Annotated in this window: 10 protein-coding genes; 6 read left to right on the top strand and 4 right to left on the bottom strand. The window is 61.1% G+C overall.

Going from position 1 to position 11685, the window contains the following annotated elements; genetic code table 11:
• Positions 1-22 precede the first annotated feature (22 nt).
• The 5 genes from WBB95_RS17160 to WBB95_RS17140 all read left to right on the top strand — a co-directional run bounded on the left by WBB95_RS17160 (position 23) and on the right by WBB95_RS17140 (position 5448).
• Positions 23-664: a YfgM family protein gene (locus WBB95_RS17160; protein WP_424488684.1), complete on the top strand. Its 642-nt coding sequence runs from the start codon at positions 23-25 to the stop codon at positions 662-664.
• Positions 657-1808, top strand: a complete 1152-nt coding sequence (gene bamB, locus WBB95_RS17155; RefSeq protein ID WP_424488683.1) for an outer membrane protein assembly factor BamB — start codon at positions 657-659, stop codon at positions 1806-1808. The genes WBB95_RS17160 and bamB overlap by 8 nt, the downstream gene beginning before the upstream one ends.
• A 134-nt stretch (positions 1809-1942) precedes the next feature.
• On the top strand, positions 1943-3412 hold the full coding sequence (gene der, locus WBB95_RS17150; protein WP_424488682.1) for a ribosome biogenesis GTPase Der: 1470 nt from the start codon (positions 1943-1945) through the stop codon (positions 3410-3412).
• A gap of 108 nt (positions 3413-3520) precedes the next feature.
• Positions 3521-4669 carry a pyridoxal phosphate-dependent aminotransferase gene (locus WBB95_RS17145; protein ID WP_424488681.1) on the top strand — a complete coding sequence of 383 codons (1149 nt, stop codon included), beginning with the start codon at positions 3521-3523 and terminating at the stop codon, positions 4667-4669.
• Positions 4657-5448, top strand: coding sequence for an amidohydrolase (locus WBB95_RS17140; RefSeq protein WP_424488680.1), 792 nt, complete (start codon positions 4657-4659; stop codon positions 5446-5448). The genes WBB95_RS17145 and WBB95_RS17140 overlap by 13 nt, the downstream gene beginning before the upstream one ends.
• 174 nt (positions 5449-5622) lie before the next feature.
• On the opposite strand, the gene leuA is transcribed toward WBB95_RS17140, so the two are convergent.
• From leuA to WBB95_RS17120, 4 genes are all read right to left on the bottom strand, one after another.
• A complete protein-coding gene (gene leuA / locus WBB95_RS17135; protein ID WP_424488679.1) occupies positions 5623-7302 on the bottom strand; it encodes a 2-isopropylmalate synthase in 1680 nt (559 codons plus the stop codon).
• A gap of 353 nt (positions 7303-7655) precedes the next feature.
• Positions 7656-8477, bottom strand: coding sequence for a peptidoglycan DD-metalloendopeptidase family protein (locus tag WBB95_RS17130; protein WP_424488678.1), 822 nt, complete (start codon positions 8475-8477; stop codon positions 7656-7658).
• Positions 8478-8480: 3 nt separating this feature from the next.
• Positions 8481-9860, bottom strand: coding sequence for an exodeoxyribonuclease VII large subunit (gene xseA / locus WBB95_RS17125; protein ID WP_424488677.1), 1380 nt, complete (start codon positions 9858-9860; stop codon positions 8481-8483).
• Between the two features lie 10 nt (positions 9861-9870).
• A complete protein-coding gene (locus WBB95_RS17120) occupies positions 9871-10761 on the bottom strand; it encodes a LysR family transcriptional regulator (RefSeq protein ID WP_424488676.1) in 891 nt (296 codons plus the stop codon).
• Between the two features lie 99 nt (positions 10762-10860).
• Here WBB95_RS17120 and WBB95_RS17115 point away from each other — a divergent pair, with 99 nt between their 5' ends.
• Positions 10861-11628, top strand: coding sequence for a sulfite exporter TauE/SafE family protein (locus WBB95_RS17115; RefSeq protein ID WP_424488675.1), 768 nt, complete (start codon positions 10861-10863; stop codon positions 11626-11628).
• Positions 11629-11685 lie beyond the last annotated feature (57 nt).

Here is an 11685-nt window from a genome sequence, read left to right as displayed (position 1 = left end):
TTAGCGATTAAGGAGTATTGGGGTGTCGAGTACTGATGATGAGCAGATGGCCGAGTTCAAGGACTGGTGGCAGCGTAACGGCAAGCCCCTGGTTACCGGCGGTCTGCTGGCTTTAGTGGTGGTGTTCGGCTGGCAAGCCTGGCACAAGTATCAGGCCAACCAGTCCCAAGGCGCCTCGATCCTCTATCAGCAATTGCTGGAAACCACGCTGACGCCGGATGGCAAGCCTGATCCTGCTCAAGTGGCAGACCTGGCCAGCAAGCTGAAAAACGAATTCGGCGGTAGCACCTACGCCCAGTACGGCAGCCTGTTCGTCGCGAAAGTCGCGGTCGACACCGGCAAGCTGGATGACGCAGCCACTGAGCTGAAAGCCATCGCCGACAAGCCGACCAACCCGACCCTGGGTGAAATCGCACGTCAGCGTCTGGCCCAGGTCCTGGCGGCACAGAACAAGGCTGACGAAGCACTCAAACTGCTCGACGGCGATGCTGACAAGGCATTCGTGGCCACTCGTGAAGAGCTCAAGGGAGACCTGTTGGTCCAATTGGGTCGTACCGACGAAGCCCATGCTGCGTACCAAAAAGCCAAGGCGGCGCTGTCTGATGAAGCGGCGGTCGGTGGCTTACAAATCAAGCTCGACGACTTGGCCAAAGGGGATGCGTGACGTGATCCGTTGGAAACATGCAGCATTGCTGGCTCTGGCCGTTCTGGCCGCGGGTTGCAGCAGCAACAGTAAAAAAGAACTGCCTCCGGCCGAGCTGACCAGCTTCAAGGAAGAAGTGATCCTGCAAAAGCAATGGAGCCGCTCCGTTGGCGATGGTCAGGGCGACCTCTACAACCTGTTGCAGCCGGCAATTGACGGCGACAACATCGTGGCCACCGACTCCACTGGCGTGATCATCGCCATGGATCGCATGAACGGCGACGTGAAGTGGAAGAAAGACCTCGAACTGCCGGTTTCCGGTGGTGTAGGCGTCGGCTACGGCATGGTGTTGGTCGGTACGCTCAAAGGCGACGTGGTCGCGCTGGATTCGGCGACCGGTGAAGAGAAATGGCGCGCTCGCGTGACCAGTGAAGTTCTCGCCGCACCTGCTACCAACGGCGATGTTGTCGTTGTGCAGACCCAGGATGACCGTGTAATCGGTCTGGATGCCGCTACCGGCAACCAGCGCTGGTTGTACGACAGCACCCCTGCGGTGCTGACCCTGCGTGGCACCAGTGGTCCGATTGTGACCAATAATCTGGCCGTTGCAGGCCTGTCGACCGGTAAAGTGGTCGCCCTGGATACCCAGAACGGCGTGCCGGCCTGGGAAACCCGTGTGGCCATCCCGCAAGGTCGTTCCGAGCTGGATCGCGTAGTGGATATCGACGGCGGCTTGCTGCTGTCGGGCGAGACCATCTATGTCGCGACCTACCAGGGCCGCGTTGCCGCGCTGGACCTGCAAAGCGGCCGCATCAACTGGCAGCGTGATGCTTCCAGCTATGCCGGTGTCGCCCAAGGGTTTGGCAGCGTCTACGTAAGCCTGGCTTCCGGCACCGTTGAAAGTGTCGACGAGCGTTCCACCACTGCACTGTGGAGCAACGACTCCCTGGCCCGTCGTCAACTGTCGGCCCCGGAAGTGTTCTCCAGCTATGTAGCGGTCGGTGACTTCGAAGGTTACCTGCATCTGCTGAGCCAGGTGGACGGTCGCTTCGTAGGTCGCGAGCGTATCGACAGCGACGGCCTGCGCGCGCGTCCGCTGGTCGTGGGTAACATGCTTTATGTGTATGGCAACAGCGGCAAGCTGGAAGCCCTGACCATCAAGTAAGAACTATGCTTGGGGTAACCCCCAGGCGGCCCCGTTTCGGCGGGGCATGCGGCATCTGACGATGCTGCCCCGAGCACCAGCCGCTGCCTTGCAGCGGCTTTTGTATTTTCTGAAATAACGAAGTGGAGAGCCGCATGGTTCCCGTAATCGCCCTGGTGGGCCGACCTAACGTCGGCAAGTCCACCTTGTTCAACCGCCTGACCAGGACTCGCGACGCCATTGTCGGCGACTTGTCCGGTCTGACCCGTGATCGCCAATACGGTGAGGCAAAGTGGCAAGGGCGCTCCTACATTCTGGTCGACACCGGTGGTATTTCCGGTGACGAACATGGCATGGACGAAAAAATGGCCGAGCAGTCGCTGCTGGCCATTGAAGAAGCCGATGTCGTTCTGTTCCTGGTAGACGCCAAAGCCGGTTTCACTGCGGCTGACCAGATGATCGCGGAGCACTTGCGCAAGCGTAACAAGCGCTCCTACGTGGTCGCCAACAAGGTCGATAACATCGACCCGGAAATGGCCCGCGCCGAATTTGCCCCGTTGGGCATGGGGCACGCGATTCCAATCGCCGGTGCTCACGGCCGCGGTATCACCCAGATGCTGGAAATCGCCCTGAGCGACTTCCCGAAAGACGAAGACGAGTCGGAAGAAGGCGAAGAAGAAATCGTTGCCGAAGGTGAGGAAGCCAAGCGCATTCCTGGCCCGAGCGAAAAGGACGGTATCAAGATCGCCATCATCGGCCGCCCGAACGTCGGCAAGTCGACCCTGGTCAACCGCATGCTCGGTGAAGACCGCGTAATCGTCTACGACCAGCCCGGCACTACCCGCGACAGCATCTACATCCCGTTCGAACGCAACGAAGAAAAGTACACGCTGATCGACACCGCCGGTGTGCGCAAGCGCGGCAAGATCCACGAGGAAGTTGAAAAGTTCTCGGTGGTGAAAACCCTGCAAGCGATCAAAGACGCCAACGTGGTGATCTTTGTGATGGACGCCCGCGAAGGCGTGGTGGACCATGACCTCAACTTGCTGGGTTTTGCCCTGGAAGCCGGTCGCGCCCTGGTTATCGCGATCAACAAGTGGGACGGCATGACGCCGAGCGAGCGCGATTTCGTCAAGATCGAGCTGCAGCGTCGTCTGTTCTTCGTTGAGTTCGCGGATATCCACTTTATCTCGGCACTGCACGGCACCGGCGTGGGCAACCTCTACGCGTCCGTCCAGAACTCGTTCAAGTCTGCGGTGACCCGCTGGCCGACCAACCGCCTGACCCAGATCCTGGAAGATGCGGTTGGCGAGCACGCACCGCCGATGGTCAACAACCGCCGGATCAAGCTGCGTTACGCCCACTTGGGTGGTGCCAACCCGCCGATTATCGTGATCCACGGTAACCAGATCGAGAAGGTGCCTAAATCCTATGTGCGTTACCTGGAAAACACTTACCGCCGTGTCTTGAAGCTGGTCGGTACGCCGATCCGTATCGAGTTCAAGGGTGGCGAGAACCCGTACGAAGGTAACAAGAACAGCCTCACCGACCGCCAGGTAAACAAAAAGCGCCGGATGATGACGCACCACAAGAAAGCCGATAAAAAGCGTCGCGACAAACGCTGATCCTGATCGGTTAAAAAAGGGCTCTTTCAGAGCCCTTTTTTGTGCCTGGCGGTTGACCCTTTGGCGCGCGCAGCTTAAAACTTGGGGCTCACCGCAAGGGGCGCACCGATGATCACCAGCAAGCTGCCGAATGTCGGCACGACCATTTTCACCACCATGTCGCAGCTCGCCGCCGAAACCGGCGCGCTGAACCTGTCCCAGGGTTTTCCCGATTTTAATGGCCCCAAGGGTTTGCTCGATGCGGTGGGCAAACATGTGGCCAGTGGGCATAACCAGTATTCGCCGATGACCGGCTTGCCGGCCCTGCGCCAGCAAGTGGCGGCCAAGATCGCCCGCAGCTATGGCGCCTCGGTGAATCCTGACAGCGAAGTGACCATCACTCCCGGCGCTACCGCGGCGATTTTCTGCGCGATTCAGGCGGTGATTCGCAACGGCGATGAAGTCATCGTGTTTGACCCCAGCTACGACAGTTACGAACCCTCGGTCGAACTGGCCGGCGGCCGCTGCGTGCATGTGCAATTGAGCCTGGAAGGCTTCGCACTCGATTTCGAAAAGATCCAGGCTGCGCTTTCGCCGCGCACGCGCATGATCATCCTCAACACCCCGCACAACCCTACCGGCGCGCTGATCAGCCGTGCCGAGCTGGACCAGTTGGCCGAACTGATCCGCGACCGCGATATCTACCTGGTCAGCGACGAAGTGTATGAACACCTGGTGTTCGACGGCGTGGCCCACGTCAGCGTGTTGGCCCACGAAGAACTGTACCAACGCGCGTTTGTGGTCAGCTCCTTCGGCAAGACTTATCACGTCACCGGCTGGAAAACCGGCTACGTGGTCGCGCCACCGGCCCTGACTGCCGAACTGCGCAAGGTGCATCAATATGTCAACTTCTGCGGCGTGACCCCTTTGCAGTACGCTTTGGCCGACTTCATGGCTGAACACCCGGAACACGTCGAGGAACTGCCGGCTTTCTATCAGGCCAAGCGCGACCTGTTCTGCGACCTACTGACGCCATCGCGTTTCAGCTTTACCCGGGTGACCGGCACCTACTTTCAATTGGTGGATTACTCACAGATTCGCCCGGACCTGGATGACGTCGCCATGTCGCTGTGGATGACCCGCGAACACGGCGTAGCCACCATCCCGGTCTCGGTCTTCTATCAGCACCCACCTCAAGGCCAGCGTCTGGTGCGCCTGTGCTTTGCCAAACGCGAGGAGACGCTGCAACAGGCGGCGGAGAAACTATGCGTGATCTGAGTGCGTTGCCCGACCTGAATATCGCTCTGGTGCAGACCAGCCTGGTGTGGCATGACCGCCAGGCCAACCTTGAGCATTTCGAGCTGTTGCTGGAACAGGCCCAAGGTGCCGACCTCATTGTGCTGCCGGAAATGTTCACCACCGGTTTTTCGATGGAATCGGCGACCCTCGCCGAGCGCGAGAACGGCCCCACTCACCATTGGCTCCAGGCTCAGGCGGCGAAGTACAACGCCGTGATTACTGGCAGCGTGATCATCCAGGCCGCCGACGGCAGCCACCGCAACCGCCTGCTGTGGGCGCGGCCGGATGGCGAGGTGCTGCATTACGACAAGCGCCACCTGTTCCGAATGGCGGGCGAGCACGACCACTACACGCCGGGCGAGCGTCAGGTGCAGTTTGAGTTGAAAGGCTGGCGGATTCGCCCGCTGATTTGCTACGACCTGCGCTTCCCGGTGTGGAGCCGTGATGCCCAGGACACCGACCTGCTGCTGTACACCGCGAATTGGCCGGGTGCGCGTCGCCTGCATTGGAATCGGTTGCTGCCAGCACGGGCCATCGAGAACCTGTGCTACGTGGCGGCGGTGAACCGGGTGGGGACGGATGGCAAGGGTTTCGCCTACACGGGTGACAGCCAGGTGCTGGATTTCCAGGGTGAGACGCTGCTGAGTGCGGGGGAGGCTGACGGGGTGTTTCAGGTGAGCCTGAATGCGGCGGAGCTGGCGGCGTATCGCACCAAGTTTCCAGCGAACCTGGATGCCGATAGCTTTCAGTTTGTCTGACAGACCGCTTTCGCGAGCAAGCCCGCTCCCTCATTCGACCGCGTTTATCCTTTAGAAATACGGTCGAAATGTGGGAGCGGGCTTGCTCGCGAAGAGGCCATCAGCATCACCACAGATCTAAAGTAAAAAGGCCCCTGGGTTCTCACCCAAGGGCCTTTGCCACGTCGACGCCAGTTACGCGGCTTTGGCTTCCTGCTGGCTCAGCGAACGGTTCAGCGCGCTGAACACAGCCTTGAAGCTGGCCGTGGTGATGTTTTCATCAATACCCACGCCGTGCACCGGGCGCTCGCCATTCACGCGCAGCTCAATGTAGGCCGCAGCCTTGGCATGGGTGCCGGCGCCGATCGCGTGTTCGTTGTAGTCCATGATCTCCGCGCCAATCGGCAGGGCGGCGACCAAGGCTTCCAAGGTGCCGTAGCCTTTGCCGTGCCAGCGCAGGTTGGTTTCGCCCTGGCCCTTGCCCGAGACTTCCACTTCCACCGAGCTGTTGCCGTTCTCTTCTTGCAGGCGATGGCTGACCAACGCGTACGGGGTGTTGGCTTGCAGGTATTCACGCTGCAGCAAGGCGTGGATCTGCGAAGCGGTCATCTCCAGGCCCACGCGGTCTGTTTCGGCCTGTACCACTTGGCTGAATTCGATCTGCATGCGGCGCGGCAAGCTGATGCCGTATTCCTGCTCCAGCAGGTAGGCGATGCCGCCTTTGCCCGACTGGCTGTTCACGCGGATCACGGCTTCGTAGCTGCGACCAATGTCGGCCGGGTCGATCGGCAAGTACGGCACTTCCCACAGGGCGTCGGCTTTCTGTTGGGTGAAGCCTTTGCGGATCGCGTCCTGGTGGGAGCCGGAGAACGCGGTGTGCACCAGGTCGCCAACGTACGGGTGACGTGGGTGCACCTGGATCTGGTTGCACTCCTCGACGACCTTGCGCACGCCGTCGATGTCGGAGAAGTCCAGCTGCGGGTCGAGACCCTGGGTGTACATGTTCAGTGCCACGGTGACCAGGTCGACGTTGCCGGTGCGCTCGCCGTTGCCGAACAGGCAGCCTTCGACACGGTCGGCGCCGGCCATCAGGCCCAGCTCGGTGGCAGCCACGCCAGTGCCACGGTCGTTGTGGGTGTGCAGGCTGATGATCACGCTGTCACGACGGTTGATATGGCGGCCGAACCACTCGATCTGGTCGGCATAGATGTTCGGTGTGGCGCATTCAACCGTGGCGGGCAGGTTGAGGATCATCTTGTGCTCAGGTGTCGGGTTCCACACCTCGATCACCGCATCACACACTTCCTTGGCGAACTCCAGTTCGGTGGCGCTGAAAGTCTCTGGCGAGTACTCGAAGGTCCACTGGGTTTCCGGCTGCTGCGCGGCGTATTTGACGAACAGCTTGGCGGCGTTGACGGCGATGGCCTTGATGCCGTCCTTGTCCTGGTTGAACACGATGCGGCGGAACGACGGCGACGTGGCGTTGTACAAATGCACGATGGCTTTTTTGGCGCCGCGCAGGGATTCGAAGGTGCGTGCGATCAAGTCTTCACGGCCCTGGGTCAGCACCTGAATGGTGGTGTCCTCGGGGATGTGGTTGTCTTCGATCAGGGTGCGCACGAAGTCAAAGTCGGTTTGCGACGCGGCCGGGAACGAGGCTTCGATTTCCTTCACGCCCACAGACACCAGGGTCTTCCAGAAACGCAGCTTTTTCGCAGCGTCCATCGGCTCGATCAGCGACTGGTTGCCATCACGCAGGTCGGAGCTGCACCAGATAGGCGCTTCGGTGATGGTCTTCGACGGCCAGGTGCGGTCCGGGATATCGATGGTCGGAAACGCGCGGTACTTCGAAGACGGGTCTTTGAGCATGCTCATCGGGAAATCCTTTGTAGTAGGGGCCGAGAAAAGGCGGCCTGCCGTAGAACTGTTTTTGGGGATGCTGCTTTTTGAAGGGCGAGGCAGATCGATTCAGCCTGGCAGTCGTGCGCTGACGAGGCACAGGCTGCGGTGCTGGCGGAGCTGAATGAGGGTGTGAGAGGTTTTCATAAGCTCAACCCTAACCGCCGGGGTGAAAGATGGCAAGCAGTCGAAAAAAATTGATAGAAGTTCTGCTATTTCTCAAGGGTGCGATATTTTATTGCTGATATATCTTTTATGGCTGGCTTTTGTTGCGCGGCCGTTGTCAGTCGCGCAATCGAGGCGATAAGGCTTGCTGCCCACCCATCATCTCAGGGCTGGAACGCGCCGATAAAGATTGCCGGGTCGACCCGCGCATCATTGAGGCTGATGTTCCAGTGCATGTGCGGCCCGGTCGCACGGCCCGTCGAGCCGACCTTGCCGACCACCGCGCCGCGCGCCAGTTGATCGCCGACTTTGACGTCGATCTTCGACATATGGCAGAACATGCTGATAAAGCCCTGGCCATGGTCGACGAACACGGTGTTGCCGTTGAAGAAGTAGTTGCCGGTCAGGATCACTTTGCCCGCTGCCGGGGTCTTGATCGGCGTGCCGGCGCCTACGGCGAAGTCGAGGCCGGAATGTGGGTTGCGCTCCTCGCCATTAAAGAACCGGCGCACGCCAAACTTGCTCGACAGTGGCCCGTTTACCGGCTTGTCGAGCAGCAGGTTGCTCGGCGTGTTCGGGCTGAAACTGCGGTAGGCCTTGAGCTGGACCGCCAGTTCGCCTTCGATGCGTTTGAGCTGCGCCGGGTCCGGGTTCACCTGGCTCTTGTTCTTCAGGGTGATGTGTTGCTCGGGGTATTTCTTGAAACCCACCACAAACGGCAGGCTCTGCGCGCCACTGGTGAGGCGCTGGGTGCCGGGTTTGGTCGTCAGCGGAATGCCTACAATCGCCAGCCAGTTGTTCTGTTCCTTGACCACCAGCACGGGCCTGCTCAGGTAGGTGGCCTTGGGCGACGTCGCCGAGGTGCCGAGGTCGACCACCGCCACGCCGCCGGGCACCGGTTTGTTCAGCAGGCGCGTGATGTAGCTGTCGGCGTGGGCGTTGAAGGTCAGGCACGCGAGCATCAACAAACAGAGGAAACGTGGCATCAATCAATCCAGTAACGAAAGGGTGACGGGCGTCAGGTGGTTGTCTTCCACCCGCACCTGCAATTGGCCTTCACCGAGGCGCGCGGTCAGGCGCTGGCCGGTGTGGGTCTGCGCGGCGTTGCGAATCGCCTGGCCGCGCTCGTCGAGCAAGATGCTGTAGCCACGGCCAAGGGTTGCCAGTGGGCTGACCACCTGCAGCGTCTGTACCTGGCTTTGCAGTTGCAGGCGACGCGCCTTGAGGCCTTCGCGCATGGCGCGGGGCAGGCGTTCGGCGAGGCTGTCCAAGCGTTGGCGCAGCAGGGCCAGCTGGCGGCCGGGGTGCTGGCCGGCGAGGCGCGTTTCAAGACGGATCAGGCGTTCGCGACGGGTATTGAGGCTGCGCTCGAAGGCGCGGCGCAGGCGCATGTCCAGGTCGTCCAGGCGCTGGGCCTGTTGGCGCAGACGCTCGCCGGGGTGGCGCAGGCGACGGGCCATGCCTTCCAGGCGCAGGCGGTCGTGGGTCAGGCGATTGCGCATCAGCATCACCAGGCGCCGGTGCAGGTTCTCAACCTGGCGGGTCAGGTGGCTGGAGTCCGGCGCGAGCAATTCAGCGGCGGCGGACGGGGTAGGGGCACGCACGTCGGCCACAAAGTCGCTGATCGACACGTCGGTCTCATGGCCGATGGCGCTGACGATCGGCGTGACGCACGCGTCCACTGCGCGGGCGACCGCCTCTTCGTTGAAGCACCACAGGTCTTCCAGTGAACCGCCGCCACGGGCCAGGATCAACGCGTCGAAGCCGCGCGCGTCGGCGAGCTTCAGTGCCCGCACAATCTGCGGGATCGCTTCGCGGCCCTGTACGGCCGTGGGAATAAGCGTCAGTTGCACCTGCGGCGCACGGCGGCGGAACACGCTGATGATGTCGCGAATCACCGCGCCGGTCGGCGAACTGATAATGCCGATCTTCTGCGGATGGGCCGGCAACGGCACCTTGCGCTCGGCACTGAACAGGCCTTCGGCGCTGAGTTTTTCTTTCAGCGCATCGAAAGCCAGGCGCAGCGCGCCGTCGCCGGCGGGCTCCACGGTGTCGAGGATCAACTGGTAGTCGCCACGGCCCTCAAACAGCGAGACCTTGCCGCGCACCTTCACCGCCAGGCCGTCCTTCAACGCCTGGCGCACTCGCGCGGCGTTGTTGCGAAACAGCGCGCAACGCACCTGGGCGCCGCTGTCCTTGAGGGTGAAATACACATGGCCGGAAGCCGGGCGGGCGAGGTTGGAGATCTCGCCTTCGACCCAGATATTGGTGAACACGTCTTCCAGCAACACCCGCGCGCGGCCGTTGAGTTGGCTGACAGTCAGGACTTCGCGGTCCAGGCCCAATCGGGCAAAAGGATCTTTAATCATGGGCGGCAGTTTATAGGCATTCGCGCAAGGTTTGGCAGAATTGCTCCACCAGCGCGCTCGGCATTTGCGCGCAGGCCAGGGCCACGGTGCTGAGGCAGTCCGGGTCGGCCAGGGGCAAAAAGTGCACGTTGGCGGGGGCGATGTCCTGCATGGATTTTGGTAACAAGGCAATGCCAAAGCCGGCCTGGATCAGCTGCAACTGGGTGGTCTTGCGCGACATCACCCGCGCGGCCTTTGGGAAAAATCCCGCACGCATGCACAACTCAGCCGACAGATAACTCAGGCCGCCACGCTGGGGGTGCGGGATCGAGATAAACGCTTCGTCTTTGAGCTGCGCCAGTTCGACCGGCGTATTACCGCGTGCCAGTGGATGGTTCGGCGGCACCGCCAGCAACAGTTGCTCACTGTATAAAGCTTCCACACGCACGCCTTCGCGCTGGCGCAGTACCGGCAGGCGCAACAGGCCGACGTCCAGGCGGCCGTCGGCAATTTCCTCCAGTTGTGCCTCGGAGGACAGCTTGACGATATCCATCGACACCCCGGGGCAGCGCTCCAGCCACGTGCTAATGCCGTGCAGCAAAGGCCCGCTCATCGGCACGGTGCTCGAATGGCTCAGGCGCAGGGTGCCCAGTTGACCATTGCCGATTTGGGTGGCCATCTCGCTGGCTTTGAGCAACTCGCTCAGCAGGTTGCGTGCGCGTGGGTAAAAAGCTTCGCCGGCCGCCGTCAACCGGGGCTGGCGTGCGGTGCGTTCGAACAGCGGCGTTTGCAGCTGGTTTTCCAGCTCCTTGATCTGTCGGCTCAGGGCCGACTGCGCCACGAACAGGCGCTCGGCGGCGGCGCTGAAACTGCCGCTGTCGGCGATTTCGACGAAGTAGCGCAGTTGGCGGGTGGAAATCACGCGTCATGCCTTTTCGAGATGGGTGGAAGACTTTGAAGATATTAGTCGCAACGCTCGCCGATGGCTAAAGTGAGTGCCATCTCTTTCAAGGAATACCCCATGAGCCCGGTTGAGCTGATGAGCCAGTGGTCGTTTTGCGGCGTGGATTGGCTGGTGATTGGCCTTGGTATCGTGGTCGCCTACATCGTCTTCGGCATCGCCGGGTTCGGGACCGCACTGGTAGCAGGGCCGATCCTGATTGTGTTTATGCCGCTGTCGAAGATCATCCCGCTGTTGGTGCTGCTGGATTTTGTCGCGGCGTTTGGCAACTTTCTGCAATCGCGGCGTGAGGTTAATAAGCCGGAATTATTGCGATTGCTGCCGTGCATGGCGATCGGGTGCACGCTGGGCGTGATTTTTTTGCTCAATCTGCATTCGGACCTGTTGTTGCTGTTAATGGGGCTGTTTATCAGCGCTTACGCGATTTATAGCCTGTTGGTGACGGCGCGGCCCACCCCGCTCGCCAAAGGCTGGGCGATTCCCATGGGCACGGTCGGCGGGCTGTTTGGTGCCTTGTTTGGCAGTGGCGGCTTTTTATACGCGATCTATCTGAACAGCCGTCTGCCCAAGGACGCGGCGCGGGCGACTCAAAGCGCGTTGATCAGTTGCAGCACGGTGGTGCGTTTGAGCTTGTTCCTGATCGCGGGGGTGTATGCCGATTGGCCGCTGCTGATGTTGGCGGTGTGCCTGTTGCCGGCGATGGCCATTGGGCTGTGGGTGGGGCGCAGGCTGACGCTGCGTATGTCCCGCGAGGCGTTTGTGCGGTGGGTGACGTGGCTGGTGTTGCTCAGTGGGATTGCATTGGTCGGGCGGTACTTGAGCACTTGACCTGATTTCTTCAGGGATTAAGCTGCCAGCCTTTAGGGCCTCTTCGCGGGCGAGCCC

The sequence above is a fragment of the Pseudomonas sp. genome (assembly GCF_049645325.1).
GTDB lineage: Bacteria > Pseudomonadota > Gammaproteobacteria > Pseudomonadales > Pseudomonadaceae > Aquipseudomonas.
The sequence above is the reverse complement of the archived record's forward strand: the minus strand, read 5'-3'. Positions and strand labels throughout refer to the sequence as shown.

Excerpts from the sequence above, each read along its gene's own strand:
- bamB (WP_424488683.1), top strand. The coding sequence starts at position 657 with ATGCGTGACGTGATCCGTTGGAAACATGCAGCATTGCTGGCTCTGGCC.
- der (WP_424488682.1), top strand. The coding sequence starts at position 1,943 with ATGGTTCCCGTAATCGCCCTGGTGGGCCGACCTAACGTCGGCAAGTCC.
- WBB95_RS17145 (WP_424488681.1), top strand. The coding sequence starts at position 3,521 with ATGATCACCAGCAAGCTGCCGAATGTCGGCACGACCATTTTCACCACC.
- WBB95_RS17140 (WP_424488680.1), top strand. The coding sequence starts at position 4,657 with ATGCGTGATCTGAGTGCGTTGCCCGACCTGAATATCGCTCTGGTGCAG.
- leuA (WP_424488679.1), bottom strand. The coding sequence starts at position 7,302 with ATGAGCATGCTCAAAGACCCGTCTTCGAAGTACCGCGCGTTTCCGACC.
- WBB95_RS17130 (WP_424488678.1), bottom strand. The coding sequence starts at position 8,477 with ATGCCACGTTTCCTCTGTTTGTTGATGCTCGCGTGCCTGACCTTCAAC.
- xseA (WP_424488677.1), bottom strand. The coding sequence starts at position 9,860 with ATGATTAAAGATCCTTTTGCCCGATTGGGCCTGGACCGCGAAGTCCTG.
- WBB95_RS17115 (WP_424488675.1), top strand. The coding sequence starts at position 10,861 with ATGAGCCCGGTTGAGCTGATGAGCCAGTGGTCGTTTTGCGGCGTGGAT.